A 13,713-nucleotide genomic window follows, 5' to 3' on the forward strand; every position below is an offset into this window, starting at 1 on the left:
TCACCCGCCTCCCCCGGCACCGCCGCGACGGCCGAGGAACAGCGGCTGGACCACGCGGTCCCGCAGGAGATCCTGCGCCGCTCCGGATTCGCCGGCACCGCTCCCAGGTTCGCCGAGGCGCTCGGCGCGGCCCGCTCCTACGCGCAGGCCCGCGCCGTCGTCGTACGCGGGGGAACGGCGCTGTGGCGGCGGGCGGTCGACCGGGCGCAGGGCCGGGGCCAGGCGGCCGGGGACCTCAGCCGGGACGACGACCGGCCGCTGTACTGGGCGCGGCTGGGCATGACCCGGGAAGTGCGGGACTGGCAGCCGCGGTTCGGCCTGCCGGAGGCGCGACGCGAGGCGCTGCTGGACGCGTTGGAGCGGACCTCGCGCGGGCAGACCGACCTCCGGTTCCCGCACGGCGGCGAACCCGGCAAGGGCGTGAAACGCGTCCTCGTCACGGGGTTCGACCCGTTCACCCTGGACCGGGACATCCGCATCTCCAACCCGTCCGGGGCCGCCGCGCTCAGCCTCGACGGCACGGTGATCGAGACCGCCGAAGGGCCGGCGCGGATCGAGGCCGCGGTGTTCCCGGTGCGCTGGCGGGACTTCACGCGGGGGACGGTCGAGCGCACGCTCCGGCCGCAGCTGCCGAAGGCCGATCTGTTCGCGACGGTGAGCCAGGGCCGGGTCGGCCGGTTCGACATCGAGCGCACCAACGGGGCCTGGCGCGGCGGCTTCCCCGACAACGAGAACATCGGCCGCACCGAGACCGTCCCGGTCGAGGAGCCCGCCACGCAGCCGCAGTGGACGTCGACGACCCTCCCGTACCGGGACGTCGTGGCGGCGGACACCGGCCGCTTCCCCGTCCACGACAACACGTCGGTGACCGAGATACCGGCGGGCGGCACCGAGCCGGTCGTACGGCCGGACGGACCGACGCCGGGCTCGGCGCCACGGGCCGGGGGCGGCGGGAACTACCTGTCCAACGAGATCGCCTACCGGGCGACGCTGCTGCGGGACCGGCTGGGGCTGCACGCCACCCTGCCCGGCGGCCATGTCCACACGCCCGTGCTCCAGTTCGGTGCCGGGAACACCACGGAGGTCACCGATCCCGAGTTCGTCCGCAACCGGCTGGACATCATCGCGCAGGTGCGGGCGATCGTGACGGCCGCGGTCAGTGCGACGGAGCGAACGCGAGGCTGACGCCGAGGCCGGCCAGCACCGAGCCGATCACCTTGTTGAGGACCTTCTGCGCGCGCAGCATCAGCGTGCGCATCCGGTCCTGGGAGAAGAACACGGCGACGACGGCGAACCACAGCAGGTGGGCGAGGGACATGAACAGGCCGTAGCCCGCCTGCTGGTGGACCGGCGTGCCCGGGCTGACGACCTGGGCGAAGGTCGAGACGACGAACAGGGTCGTCTTGGGGTTGAGGACGTTGGTGAGGAAGCCGGTGCGCAGCGCGGCGAACGGGGTCAGGCCGCTCTTGTGGTCCAGGTCGACGTGGACCTCGGCGCGGGCGCGGAAGGTGCGGACGCCGATGTACACGAGGTAGGCGGCGCCGGCCAGCTTGATGACCGTGAACAGGAAGGTGGAGGAGGCGATCAGCAGGCCCACGCCGAGCATGGTGTAGGTGACGTGCACCAGGACGCCCGCGGCGACGCCGAGGGCGCCCAGGAGACCGGTGCGGCGGCCGTACAGGCAGCTGTTGCGGACGATCACGGCGAAGTCGGCGCCGGGGGCGATCACCGCGAGGACGGTGATGGTGGCCACGGCGAGCATCTCGGTCATGAGGCGGCGTCCTCCGGCTGTCGGTCGGTGGCGTCCCCGGCGGTCTCCTCCCCGCGCAGGTCGCGGGCGAGCAGGGTGGCGCCCGCGACCGCGCCCGGCATCAGGAAGACCGCCACGAAGGGCACGAGGAAGGCCACGGCGAGGGGGGTGCCGAAGCCCCAGATCAGGGTCTTGCGGGAGCGGAGCAGGGCGAGGCGGTCGCGCAGGGCGACATCGCGGCGCTGGAGGGCGACGGCGGTCAGTTCCTCGGTGAGGAAGAAGCCGGTGACGAAGAAGCCGAGCACGGGCACGACCGTCTGCCCGGCGACCGGGATGAACCCGAGCGCGAACAGCAGCACGCCCCACAGGGCGGCGCGGACGACGATCCGCAGGCTGTCCCGTCCCGAGATCCACAGTTCCCGCCACAGCGGCAGGTTCGACTCGGGCGCGGTGCCGTCCGGGGAGACGTCCCGGTCCACCGACTCCGACAGGCTCTCGTAGAAGGGCTGACCGATCAGCAGGGTGACGGCCGTGAAGGTGATGACGGCCAGCAGCAGCGACAGCGCGAAGAGGACGGCGGTCAGCAGTCCGCGGAACAGGCCGGGCCAGGGGCTGGACCAGTCGTCGGCGAAAGGGGTCGCCCAGGCGACGAAGTCCTCGCCCCACAGGGCGAGCGCGGTGAGCGCGGCGGCGTACAGCACGAGGGTGATCAGCCCGGGCAGCAGCCCGAAGCCGAACTGCCTGCCGTGCCGGGCCACCCAACGCTGGCCCTTGATCAGATAGCCGAAGCCAACCCCGAGATCGCGCATGGCCGAACTCTATCGGGTGGTGGATGCGGCCCCCGGTGACGCCAAATCCCTCTTGTGACGTGTGAGTCGAACATGTAGACCTCGCCGTACCCATCCCAGGAAGCCCGGAGGAGGTACGCGTGCGCACCACGAGAACCACCACCCCTGCGAGACCCGTCCTGACCACCGCCCTCGCCCTCGCCCTCACCCTCACCACGGCCGGATCCCTGCTGCTGGTCCATCCCGGCACCGCCGGCGCGGACACCGGCCCAGCGACCCGGGACTCCCCGGCCGTCGACGACCGCCGGGCCGCCAAGTCCCCGGAGAGCACGGCCCGTCGGGCACTCGCGGCCACGCCCGCCCTCACGGCGGCCGACGCGCGCGGCTACCCCCGTGAGCAGACCCTCGCCCCCGACCCCGTGAACCCGGCCGACAAGTCCCTGAGGCTCGGCCTCGTCCCGTACCACGCCATCGCCGGCCGGCTGAACGCCCTGCAACGGCTCGGCGACCGGGTGAGCGTGGAGGTGGCGGGCCGTTCGGCGGGCGGCCACCGGCTGTACCTGGTCACCCTGACCGCGCCCGAGTCGCGGGCCCAGGCGCGCGCCCAGCACCGGATGCGCGACCTCATCGAGCGGGCCCCGGCGCTCGCCGCGAAGGACCCCCGGCTCAAGTCCGCGTACAAGACGCCGGTGTTCTTCAACAGCAACATCCACGGCAACGAGTGGGAGGGCACCGACGCCTCGCTGCGGCTCATCGAGCGGCTGGCGACCGCGAACGACGCGCGGACCAGGGAGCTGCTCGCGCACAGCCGCCTCTACTTCAACATCACCGCCAACCCCGACGGCCGGATCGCGGGCACCCGCGCGAACGCGGGCGGCTTCGACCTCAACCGGGACTTCGTCACCGCCTCGCAGCCGGAGACCCGGGCGATGCGGCAGATCATGCTCGACAAGCAACCGGCCGTCATGGTCGATCTGCACGGCTATGTCAACGGCACGCTGATCGAGCCCACCACCCCGCCGCACGGCGAGAACTACGAGTACGACCTGTTCCTGAAGAACACCTACGCCAACGCCCTCGGCATGGAGGCCGCCGTGAACGGCCTCGGCTACACGCCGCGGAAGGACGGTGTGGAGCCCGCCCAGATACCCTTCCGCGACCAGCAGGAGGGCTGGGACGACTGGCCGCCCATCTTCACCCCGCAGTACGCCGCCTTCCACGGGGCGGTCGCCGCGCACACGGTGGAGATCCCGCTGCGGGTCAACAACGCCTCGTACGACACGCTGCCGGAGGCCGAGCTGCGCCGCCGGGCGGCGATCAACACGGACGTCGCGGACGCCGCCATGACCGCCACCCTCACCCATGTGCGGCGGCACCGTGCCGCCCTGGTCGCCGACCAGATCGAGGTGTTCCGGCGCGGGGCGGCGGGCGCCGCGCAGGTACCGGTCTCGGCCGGGACCGTGCCGGGCGTTCCCGGGATCGGCCCGGAGGACGTCTACACCACCGTCTTCCCGCGCGCCTACGTCCTCCCGGCGGGCGGCCCCGCCACCGCTCGGCTCGTCGACCACCTGCTCGCGAACGAGATCCGGGTCACCCGCGTCGCGCACGCGGTGCCCGGCTATCCGAAGGGCTCCTACGTCGTCGACATGCGCCAGCCGCGGCGCGGGCTGGCGAACGCGCTGCTCGCGGACGGGCGGGACATCAGCGACAAGGTGTCGGTGATGTACGACATCTCCGGCTGGAGCCTGGGACGGCTGTGGGGGGCCGCGGTGCGGCCGGTCACCGACGGGCTGCTGCCGTACTCCGTCCTGCGTCCCGTGCGTGCCGCCGCGCCCGTAGCCGCCGTCGCCCCGCGCGGTGACCTGCGCCTGCGCCTCGACGACCCGCGCGAGCTGGCCGCCCTCAACTCCCTGCTGCGGGAGGGCGTGCGGGTGCGGCAGGCCGCCGACGGCAGTGTGATCGTGCCGGGTTCCGCGCGCCGCCGGGCGGCCGAGGCGGCCCGGACGTACGACGTGGCCTTCGGCCGTGCGACGGCCCGGGGCACCACCCCGCTGGAGCGGGTCCGGGTCGCCGCCGCCGTCACGCCGGGCGAGCTGTTCGCGCTGCGGGAGATGGGCTTCGACGTCGTCCCCGTCTCGACGGCCGTGCTGAACGCGGGCTTCGACTGGTCGGCGGTGGACGTGCTGTTCGTGTCGGCGGGGCTCGACCGGGACGCCCTGGACGCGGACGCGCGCCGGGGCCTGGACGCCTTCCTCGACGGGCACGGCCTGGTGGGCCGCGGTGCCGTCGGGGCGGAGCTGAACGCGGACGCCGGGCTGCTGCCCGTGACGGCGGTGCGGGGCAACGAGGACGCCAACGGAGTGGTGCGGGTGGTGAATTCCGGCTCGCTGACCGACCGCGCGCCCGCGCACGGTTTCGTCTACGCGCCGGTGTGGTTCACCGGCCTCGGCTCCGGGGTGCGCGTCGAGCAGTCGTACGCGGCCGGGAACCCGCTGCTGTCCGGGCACTGGCGCCCGGCGGCGGACGGCACCGGCGGCCCGGCGGACGCGGCCGGACGGCCCTCGGTGGTCAGCGGACCCGATGCGGTGCTCTTCGGGACGGAACCCCTCTTTCGTGATCACCCCAAGGGAGAATTCTCCCAAGTCGGTCGGGCATTGTTGACCATGGGAAGCACGCAGGTCGAGGAGAGCGGATGACACAGGAGATCCACGGCACGGTCGCCGACGGCTTCGAGGGCGTACGGGAGGAGTTCGCCGCGTTCGCCGCCCGCGAGCGGCGGGAGCGGCCCGACTACGAGGGGCAGCTGTGCGCGTACGTGCACGGCCGCCGGGTCGTCGACCTGTGGACGGGTCCGGGCGTCACCGCCGAGTCGCTGTACGGCGTCTTCTCCTGCACCAAGGGCGCCGCGCACCTGGTCGCCGCCCTCCTGGTGCAGGACGGCACGCTGGAGCCGGACCGGAAGGTGACCTACTACTGGCCGGAGTTCGGCGCCGAGGGCAAGGGCGAGGTGACCCTGCGCGACCTGCTCGCGCACCGGGCGGGCCTGGTCGGGCTGGACGCCGGGTTCACCGAGGAGGAGCTGGCCGACGACCGGGTGATCGCCGAACGGCTCGCGGACCAGCGGCCGTTCTGGCGGCCGGGCACCGCGTTCGGCTATCACGCGCTGGTGATCGGCGCGCTCGCCGGCGAGGTGGTCAGGCGGGCCACGGGCCGCACCCTCCAGGAGGTGTACGAGGACCGGGTGCGCGCTCCCCACGGGCTGGACTTCTTCCTCGGCCTTCCGGAGTCCGAGGAGCCGCGCTTCCGCAGCGTGCAGCCGATGGCTCCGACACCCGAGCAGCAGGCGGTGCTGGACCGTCTGCCGACGGGGCCGCACACGCTCTCCTCGATCGCGTTCAACACGCATGTGCCGGACGCCGGCGGGCTGGTGGACCACGCCAACTCGCGGCTGGTGCGGGCCAAGGGCCCGGCGTCCGCGGGCGGGGTCGCCTCGGCGCGCGGACTGGCCGGGATGTACGCGGCGGCGATCAGCACGGTGGACGGGCGTCCGCCGCTGCTGAAGCCGGACACGATCGCGGAGGTGGGGCAGATCCACTCGGCCGGGTACGACCTGGTGGCCCGCGCGCACAAGGCGTTCGGGCTCGGCTTCCAGGCGACCGCCGAGAACTGGTACCCGTTCCTGGGCGCCGGGGCCTTCGGGCACAGCGGCGCGGGCGGAGCGCAGGCGTTCGCCGACCCGCGCAGCGGACTGGCGTACGGCTACACCCGGCGCCGGAGCGCGTTCCCGGGCGGGGCGGCGCCGGAGAACGCGCGGTTCGTCCGGGCGGCGCACAGCGCGGCGCTGGCGCTCCGGTAGGGCGTCCCGCCCCGGCGGGACCGCGCCCGGGCGCAGCCATGGCGAAGGCCGCACCCCACGTCCAGGGGTGCGGCCTTCGCCGTGGGCAACGAGCGCCGTCAGACGAGCGTCACGGTGATGTTGCCGCGGGTCGCCTTCGTGTACGGGCAGACCTCGTGCGCCTTCTTGAGCAGGCTCGCGGCGGTCTCGGCGTCGACGTTCGGGATGTTCGCGGAGATCTCCACGATCAGGCCGAAGCCGTCGTCGTTCTTGCCGATGCCGACCTTCGCGGTGACGGTCGCGCCGGAGACGTCGGCGCCCTCCTGGCGGGCCACGACGCCCAGGGCGCCCTGGAAGCAGGCGCTGTAGCCGGCGGCGAACAGCTGCTCCGGGTTGGTTCCGGCGCCGCTGCCGCCCATCTCGACGGGCGGGTTGACGACGACGTCGAGCTTGCCGTCGTCGGTGGCGACCCGCCCGTCGCGGCCGTTCTCGGCGGTGGCGACGGCGGTGTACAGGACGTCCGACTGCTGAATGGACATGCGGTGGCCTTCCTCCTCGGTCCGCCGCGACTCGCGCCCACGATCGCCGACGGTTTTCGGAAAGAAGTTACCGCATACCGGAAAGCGACAGAAGGGCGGCCGGGCGTCAGAGCTTGACGATCATCTTCCCGGTGTTGTCGCCGCGCAGGACACCGAGGAACGCCTCCAGGTTGTTCTCGATGCCCTCGACGACGGTCTCGCGGTACTTCAGCGCGCCCGAGGCGACCCACGGGCCGACCTCCTGGACGAACTGCGGCTGGAGGTCGTAGTGGTCGCCCACCAGGAAGCCCTCGATCCGGCCGCGGGTCTGGATCAGCCGGGCCAGGTTCTTCGGGCCCGGGGCGGGCTCGGTGTTGTTGTAGACGGAGATCATGCCGCAGACCGCGATCCGGCCGCCTTCGTTGAGGGAGCCGATCGCGGCCTCCAGGTGGTCACCGCCCACGTTGTCGAAGTAGACGTCGATGCCGTCGGGCGCCGCCGCGCGCAGCTGCTCGCCCACCGGGCCGTCCTTGTAGTTGAAGGCGGCGTCGAAGCCGTACTCCTCGGTCAGCAGCTTCACCTTCTCCTCGGAGCCGGCCGAGCCGATCACCCGCGAGGCGCCCTTGAGCTTGGCGATCTGACCCACCTGGCTGCCCACGGCGCCGGCCGCACCGGACACGAAGACGACGTCGCCCTCCTTGAAGGAGGCGGTGCGCAGCAGGCCGGCGTAGGCGGTCAGGCCGGTCATGCCGAGGACGCCGAGGTAGGTGGACAGGGGCGCCGCGTTCGGGTCGACCTTGACGGCGTGCTCGGCGCTCACGGCGGCGTACTCGCGCCAGCCGAGGAAGTGCAGCACGTGGTCGCCGGCCTGGAAGCCCTCGGCGTTGGAGGCGACGACCTCGCCGACGGCACCGCCCTGCATGACCTTGCCCAGCTCGAAGGGGGCGACGTACGACTTGGCGGCGCTCATCCGGCCGCGCATGTACGGGTCCACGGAGAGGTACAGGTTCCGGACCAGCACCTGACCCTCGCGCGGGGTCGGGACCTCCGCCTCGACCAGGGCGAAGTCCTCGGGCTTGGGCCAGCCGACCGGACGGCTGAGCAGGTGCCATTCACGGTTGACGGTGGGGAGCGTGGGGGCGTCGGTCATGGAACCTGAACCTTTCGAAATGCTTCAGTACCTGAAACAACCATGCTCCTGAATATTTCAGGATGTCAAGTAATGTGGGTACCCTGTTTGCCATGGCCGCACCCTCCTCCTCCCAGCCCGCCCGCCGACCCGACGACCTCACCATGGAGGTCGTCGACCTGATCGGCGCGGTCGTGGCCCGCTACCACGAGGAATTCGAGGAGGCCGCCGCCGGGCACGCCCTCACCGGCGCCCAGGCGAAGCTCCTCACCCTGCTCTCCCTGGGCCCGCTGCCCATGCGCAAGCTCGCCCGGAAACTGCGGTGCGAGCCGTCCAACGTCACCGGCATCGTCGACCGCCTGGAATCCCGCGGCCTCGTCGAACGCCGCCCCGACCCCGCCGACCGCCGCGTCAAGGTCGCCGCAGCGACGGACGAGGGGCGCCGGGTCGCCTGCGGCCTTCGCGACTCACTCCACTTCGCCCGCGAGCCGCTGGCGGCGCTCAGCGCGGAGGAACGGCTCGCGCTGCGGGATCTGCTGCGGCGGATGGTGGGGCCGGAGCCGGAGTCCGGCCCGGCGTGACGCCGCCCGGCCGCAGCGTCAGGTGCACCACCACAGGAACCGGTCGCACGTCTGTGACGGCGAGGGATCCGGAGCCGGGGCCGACGTCGTCGGGTCCGAGCTGGGCGTGGGGGCCGGCTCCTCGGCCGGCGGGGCCTGCGTGGTGGCGGTGGCGGTGCCGTCCTGCGGGGCGTCGGCGGACGCCGACTGGGGCGCCCGGGTGAGGCTCGCCCCCTCCGTCGGCTCGGCCGATTCCCCGCTCGCCGAGGGGGACGGGGACGCCGAGCCGGACGGGGACGCCGACGCCGACGCCGTGCCGGATGCCGTGCCTCCGGGGGCCGCCGGGTCGGCGAGCGGGTCCGCCGCCGCCTCTCCCTCCTCCCACCCCTCCGACGCGCCGCCGTCCGCCGAGGCGTCGCCCGCCGCGGCGGGAGCCGGGGCCGAGCCGGGGGCGTCCATCCCGAGCTCCGCGAGACTGAGACCGCCCGCGGCCAGCACGAAACCCGCGCCGATCAGCAGCGCGCGACGGCGGCGGCGCCGGTGGGCGGCGGCCTTCTTGTCACGGCGGCTCTCCTCCGCCCTGCGGTCGCGACGACCCGGGGTCTCGTCCCCGCCGGCCTGATCCGCGTCGGCCTGCCGCCCACGCCGTGCGGCGGCCCGGCCGGCGCCCGCACCGGGTCCCGGTTCACCGCCGGGGCCGTCGTCGCCACCGGGTCCGCGTTCGCCGGATCCGTGTTCACCGCTGGGTCCCGGTTCGCCACCGGGCTCCGTGCCGTCGCCGGGCCCGGGTCCGTCGCCGGGGGCCGACGCACCGTGGGGCGCCGGGGTGGAACCGGGCGCCGCGTGGCCGCCGGGCGCGGCGGGACTGCCGGGCTCGTCGTGGCCGCCGGGCGCGGCATGACCGGCGGATGCGGCGTGGCCGCCGGAGGCCGCGTACCCGCCGGAGGCCGAATGGGGGCCGGACGCCGCGTGGCCGCCGGATGCGGCAGGGTCACCAGGCACCGTCCGGCCACCGGCGGCAGCGTGACCGCCGGCCACCGCATGACCTGCGGAGACCGGGTCGAAGCCGGACGCCGTACGACCACTGGAGGCCGCATGGACGCCGGCCACCGCATGCCCACCTGACGACGGGTGACCGCCGGGCGCCGCGTAGCCGCCGAAGGCCGGATCACCGCCGTGCCCCGTGTGGCGCTGTCCCGCGTAGTGGTCACCCACCGCGTAGTCGCCGGACGCCGCGTAACCGCCGGTGGTGAGCCCCGGGGCGTACGCCCCGGACGCGTGGGTGCCGTCCGTCAGGTAGGCCGCCCCCGGGTGCGCGTCCTCGTGTGCGCGCGTCGTCGCGGGGAGGTGTTCGGCCGGCGTGCCGCAGCCCGGGCAGGCGAGGGCGCCGTTCAGGTGCCGTCGGCACGGGTGGCAGTAGTCCATGACGCGGGAAGATTAAGTTCCGCATCGGTGACGTGCCTAGTCACGGCTGTGAATGTTCTGTGCGGAACCCCCTTTTCCGGCGTGGTGGGTTGAGGACACCTCAGGCATCCCTCCCCCATCGTCCGAAAGCGGCTTTCGGTGCCGACTTTCGAAAGTGCCGAAACCGTTATCCGTTCGACCCATTGACACCCCCGCCGCCACATCCTTACTGTCACGCCAGCATTTCGAACGTGTGACGAAATTTCGAACAAACCCGAACGTTCACGAGGGGCAACTGCCGTGCGCATCACCGGAATCAGCACGCACGTGGTCGGGACGCCGTGGCGCAACCTGACCTACGTCCAGGTGCACACCGACGAGGGCATCACCGGAGTCGGCGAGACCCGGATGCTGGGACACACCGACGCCCTCCTCGGTTACCTGAAGGAAGCCGAGGTCAACCACATTCTCGGCTCGGACCCGTTCGCCGTCGAGGACCTCGTGAAGAGGATGAAGTACGGCGACTACGGCCGGGCCGGCGAGATCGTGATGTCCGGTATCGCCGTCGTCGAGATGGCGTGCTGGGACATCAAGGGCAAGGCGCTGGGCGTGCCGGTGTGGCAGCTGCTCGGCGGCAAGGTGACCGACAAGGTCAAGGCGTACGCCAACGGCTGGTACACCACCGAGCGCACGCCCGAGGCGTACCACAAGGCCGCCCAGGGGGTCATGGAGCGCGGGTACAAGGCGCTGAAGATCGACCCCTTCGGCACCGGCCACTTCGAGCTGGACCACCAGGAGACGCTGTACGCGGTCTCCCTGATCGAGGCCGTCCGGGACGCGATCGGCCCGGACGCCGAGCTGATGCTCGAGATGCACGGCCGGTTCTCGCCCGCCACCGCGGTGCGGCTGGCCAAGGAGCTGGCGCCGTTCAAGCCGGCCTGGCTGGAGGAGCCGTGCCCGCCGGAGAACCTGAAGGCGCTGGAGAAGGTGGCCGCGAAGGTGGACATCCCGGTCGCCACGGGTGAGCGGATCCACGACCGGATCGAGTTCCGCGAGCTGTTCGACAGCCAGGCCGTGGACATCATCCAGCCGGACGTCGGCCACATCGGCGGCATCTGGGAGACGCGGAAGCTGGCGGCGACCGCCGAGACCCACTACATGCTGGTGGCGCCGCACAACGTGGGCGGGTCGGTGCTCACCGCCGCGTCCCTCCAGGTCGGCTTCACCTCCCCGAACTTCAAGATCCTTGAGCACTTCAACGACTTCGCGGACGCGGAGATCAAGAAGGTGGTCAAGGGCGCGCCCCAGGTGATCGACGGGTACTTCCACCTCTCCGACGCCCCCGGCCTGGGTGTGGAGCTGGACGTGGACGCCGCCGCCGAGTTCCCGCAGCAGCGGGCGCACTTCGACCTGTGGGCCGAGGGCTGGGAGAAGCGGAACCCGAAGGACGCGCAGTGAGCACGGCCGTCGTCGTCGACTCCCCCGGCAGCCACCGGCTGGTGGAGCACACGCCGCGCCGCCCCGAGGCCGGGGAGGCGCTGGTGCGGGTGCACGCCGTGGGGATCTGCGGCAGCGACCGGGAGGTGTACCAGGGCAACCGGCCCGAGGGGTACGTCCGCTATCCGCTGACCCCGGGCCACGAGTGGTCCGGGACGGTGGAGGCGGTCGGCGCGGGGGTGCCGGAGTCCCTGGTGGGCCGCAAGGTCGTCGGCGAGGGCTTCCGTAACTGCCAGGTGTGCCACCGCTGCCACGCGGGCGAGACCACGCTGTGCACGGACGGGTACGAGGAGACGGGCTTCACCCAGCCCGGCGCGATGGCGGCGACCCTCACCCTGCCGGCCCGGCTGCTGCACGTGCTGCCCGAGGACGCGGATCTGACGGCCGCCGCCCTGCTGGAGCCGGCCGCCTGTATCGCGGCCGCCGCGCTGAAGGCGAACGCCCGGCCGGGCGAGCGGGTCGCGGTGGTCGGCACGGGCACGCTCGGCATGTTCGCCGTGCAGTTCCTGCGGGCCGCCTCGCCGGCGGAGCTGCTGGTGGTGGGCACCCGGCGGGACCGTGAGGAGCTGTCCCGGCACTTCGGGGCGACCGATTTCCGCACCAAGGACCAGGAGCTGCCGGACGATGTCGACGTCGTGATCGAGACCGCCGGGTCGGCGGACGCGGCGCGGCTCTCGGCGGGCCTGCTGCGGCGCGGCGGCCGGCTGGTGCTGACGGGCATCCCGGCGCCTGGCGCGGGCGGTCTCGACCCGACCGATCTGGTGGTGCGGCAGCTGGAGGTGCACACCGTCTTCGGGGCGCCGCCGGACGCCTGGTCGCATGCGGTGCGGGTGTTCGGGGCGGGGCTCCTGGACCCGGTGCCGCTGGTCACGCACGAGCTGCCGCTCGCCGAGTTCTCGCAGGCCATCGAGTTGGTCGGGGCCGGCGATCCGAAGGTGGGCAAGGTGCTGCTGCGCCCTTAGCCATGGCGGCACCCTTCCAGTCGTACGCCGGTACGAGGGCTACCTGACGGTCCCCGTACCGGCGTACTTCCAAGCCCCGTACGCCTAGAGCCGCGAACTTCGTCCGATATACCGAACACTAAGGACAGCTTGTGACCGACGCTTCCGCCCCGGCAGCCCGTCGACCCGGCGAGCAGGCGCTCGCCTCGCTCGGACTGGGCGCGCCCGCCCTCGACCCCGCCGACGCCTCGCCGCACACCTTCCCCGGCGGCGGCCGCTGGCGCACCGAGATCCCGTCGTGCGAGGGTCCCGAGGCGCTGGCCGTGGTGCTCAAGGAGGCCTCGCGCCTCGATGTGCCGATCCACCGGATCAGCCAGGGCAGCGGCGTGTGGATGCTGAGCGACGCCGAGATCACCGAGATGGTCGAGGCGACCGCCGAGCGCGACATCGAACTCTGCCTGTTCACCGGCCCGCGCGGCACCTGGGACATCGGCGGCTCGACCCGCACCGACTCGCGCGGGGCGGGGCTGCGCGCCCGCGGCCACGACGCGGTCGCCGGCTGCGTCGAGGACGCCGTGCGCGCCACCGAGCTGGGCGTCAAGTGCCTGCTCGTGGCCGACGAGGGTGTGCTGTGGACGCTGCACCGGGCGCGCGAGGCCGGGATCATCCCCGCCGACACCACGCTGAAAGTTTCGGCGCTGATCGGCCCCGTCAACCCGGCCGCCTACGCGGTGTACGAGCGGCTGGGCGCCGACTCCGTCAACGTGCCCAGCGACCTGACGCTGGATCACCTCACCGAGATCCGCCGGGTCTCCGGCGCGCCGATGGACATGTACATCGAGGCGCCCGACGATCTCGGCGGCTATGTCCGGATGTACGAGGTCGCCGAGCTGATCCGGCGGGGTGCGCCGCTCTACCTGAAGTTCGGCCTGTCGAAGGCTCCCGGCATCTATCCGTACGGCCACCACCTGCGGGACCTCACCCTGGCCACCGCCAAGGAGCGGGTACGGCGCGGACGGCTGGCGCTGGACCTGCTGGCCCGTCACGGGGCGGACGGGGACATGGCGCCGCTCGGCTCCCGGCTGCCCGGCCGGCTCCAGCGGTTCGAAACGCATTCATAAATTTTCGGACACGCCCTCTTCACAGAAGAAGACGGAGCCCAACAGAATCACACATCCGTTCCGTCTCGCCCGCCCGGCCCCTCCCCCACCCACATCGAGGAAGATGACCATGCGCAACCGCAGAGCCGCACTCGCCGCGATAGCCACCGCCGCCTCCCTGGCCCTCACCC

12 protein-coding genes are annotated in these 13,713 nt (G+C 72.8%); 7 read left to right on the plus strand and 5 right to left on the minus strand.

The genetic code is table 11. The annotated features are described in order from the left end of the window. Positions 1-1,185, plus strand: a 1,185-nt coding sequence (locus CCN42_RS08150) for a pyroglutamyl-peptidase I (RefSeq protein ID WP_107427558.1), incomplete at its 5' end; no start/stop codon positions are given. Here CCN42_RS08150 and CCN42_RS08155 read toward each other — a convergent pair. Beyond that, positions 1,157-1,771, minus strand: a complete 615-nt coding sequence (locus CCN42_RS08155; RefSeq protein ID WP_086734143.1) for a LysE family transporter — start codon at positions 1,769-1,771, stop codon at positions 1,157-1,159. The genes CCN42_RS08150 and CCN42_RS08155 overlap by 29 nt on opposite strands. Next, the gene (locus CCN42_RS08160) at positions 1,768-2,559 is read right to left on the minus strand and encodes an EI24 domain-containing protein (protein WP_086734145.1); all 792 of its coding nucleotides are present in this window, start codon (positions 2,557-2,559) and stop codon (positions 1,768-1,770) included. The genes CCN42_RS08155 and CCN42_RS08160 overlap by 4 nt, the downstream gene beginning before the upstream one ends. Positions 2,560-2,678: 119 nt before the next feature. Between CCN42_RS08160 and CCN42_RS08165 the strand changes: the two genes are divergently transcribed. Next, positions 2,679-5,234, plus strand: a complete 2,556-nt coding sequence (locus tag CCN42_RS08165) for a M14 family zinc carboxypeptidase (RefSeq protein WP_086734147.1) — start codon at positions 2,679-2,681, stop codon at positions 5,232-5,234. After that, the gene (locus CCN42_RS08170; protein WP_086734149.1) at positions 5,231-6,394 is read left to right on the plus strand and encodes a serine hydrolase domain-containing protein; all 1,164 of its coding nucleotides are present in this window, start codon (positions 5,231-5,233) and stop codon (positions 6,392-6,394) included. Before CCN42_RS08165 ends, CCN42_RS08170 begins: the two co-directional genes overlap by 4 nt. Before the next feature lie 98 nt (positions 6,395-6,492). Here CCN42_RS08170 and CCN42_RS08175 read toward each other — a convergent pair whose 3' ends face one another. Further along, the gene (locus tag CCN42_RS08175; RefSeq protein WP_086734151.1) at positions 6,493-6,912 is read right to left on the minus strand and encodes an organic hydroperoxide resistance protein; all 420 of its coding nucleotides are present in this window, start codon (positions 6,910-6,912) and stop codon (positions 6,493-6,495) included. A 106-nt stretch (positions 6,913-7,018) separates the two neighbouring features. Then, a complete protein-coding gene (locus CCN42_RS08180) occupies positions 7,019-8,041 on the minus strand; it encodes an NADP-dependent oxidoreductase (RefSeq protein ID WP_086734153.1) in 1,023 nt (340 codons plus the stop codon). Between the two features lie 92 nt (positions 8,042-8,133). On the opposite strand from CCN42_RS08180, the gene CCN42_RS08185 reads away from it, so the two are divergent. Further along, positions 8,134-8,601: a MarR family winged helix-turn-helix transcriptional regulator gene (locus tag CCN42_RS08185; protein WP_086734155.1), complete on the plus strand. Its 468-nt coding sequence runs from the start codon at positions 8,134-8,136 to the stop codon at positions 8,599-8,601. A gap of 18 nt (positions 8,602-8,619) precedes the next feature. On the opposite strand, the gene CCN42_RS43705 is transcribed toward CCN42_RS08185, so the two are convergent. Beyond that, positions 8,620-10,005: an SCO2400 family protein gene (locus CCN42_RS43705; RefSeq protein WP_211294654.1), complete on the minus strand. Its 1,386-nt coding sequence runs from the start codon at positions 10,003-10,005 to the stop codon at positions 8,620-8,622. Positions 10,006-10,284: 279 nt separating this feature from the next. Here CCN42_RS43705 and CCN42_RS08200 point away from each other — a divergent pair, with 279 nt between their 5' ends. The 3 genes from CCN42_RS08200 to CCN42_RS08210 all read left to right on the plus strand — a co-directional run bounded on the left by CCN42_RS08200 (position 10,285) and on the right by CCN42_RS08210 (position 13,543). Further along, positions 10,285-11,442, plus strand: coding sequence for a mandelate racemase/muconate lactonizing enzyme family protein (locus CCN42_RS08200; RefSeq protein WP_086734159.1), 1,158 nt, complete (start codon positions 10,285-10,287; stop codon positions 11,440-11,442). After that, entirely contained in the window at positions 11,439-12,443 is a 1,005-nt protein-coding gene (locus CCN42_RS08205; protein ID WP_086734161.1) for a zinc-dependent alcohol dehydrogenase, read from the plus strand. Before CCN42_RS08200 ends, CCN42_RS08205 begins: the two co-directional genes overlap by 4 nt. A gap of 131 nt (positions 12,444-12,574) precedes the next feature. After that, positions 12,575-13,543 carry a glycosyltransferase family protein gene (locus CCN42_RS08210; RefSeq protein ID WP_086168118.1) on the plus strand — a complete coding sequence of 323 codons (969 nt, stop codon included), beginning with the start codon at positions 12,575-12,577 and terminating at the stop codon, positions 13,541-13,543. The last annotated feature ends 170 nt before the right edge of the window (positions 13,544-13,713 follow it).

Origin of the sequence: Streptomyces glaucescens (assembly GCF_002154375.1) — a bacterium.
GTDB lineage: Bacteria > Actinomycetota > Actinomycetes > Streptomycetales > Streptomycetaceae > Streptomyces > Streptomyces glaucescens.

What these genes read in the sequence shown, in the direction of transcription:
- CCN42_RS08155 (WP_086734143.1), bottom strand. Translation starts at nt 1,771, where the DNA reads ATGACCGAGATGCTCGCCGTGGCCACCATCACCGTCCTCGCGGTGATC.
- CCN42_RS08170 (WP_086734149.1), top strand. Translation starts at nt 5,231, where the DNA reads ATGACACAGGAGATCCACGGCACGGTCGCCGACGGCTTCGAGGGCGTA.
- CCN42_RS43705 (WP_211294654.1), bottom strand. Translation starts at nt 10,005, where the DNA reads ATGGACTACTGCCACCCGTGCCGACGGCACCTGAACGGCGCCCTCGCC.
- CCN42_RS08160 (WP_086734145.1), bottom strand. Translation starts at nt 2,559, where the DNA reads ATGCGCGATCTCGGGGTTGGCTTCGGCTATCTGATCAAGGGCCAGCGT.
- CCN42_RS08185 (WP_086734155.1), top strand. Translation starts at nt 8,134, where the DNA reads ATGGCCGCACCCTCCTCCTCCCAGCCCGCCCGCCGACCCGACGACCTC.
- CCN42_RS08180 (WP_086734153.1), bottom strand. Translation starts at nt 8,041, where the DNA reads ATGACCGACGCCCCCACGCTCCCCACCGTCAACCGTGAATGGCACCTG.
- CCN42_RS08175 (WP_086734151.1), bottom strand. Translation starts at nt 6,912, where the DNA reads ATGTCCATTCAGCAGTCGGACGTCCTGTACACCGCCGTCGCCACCGCC.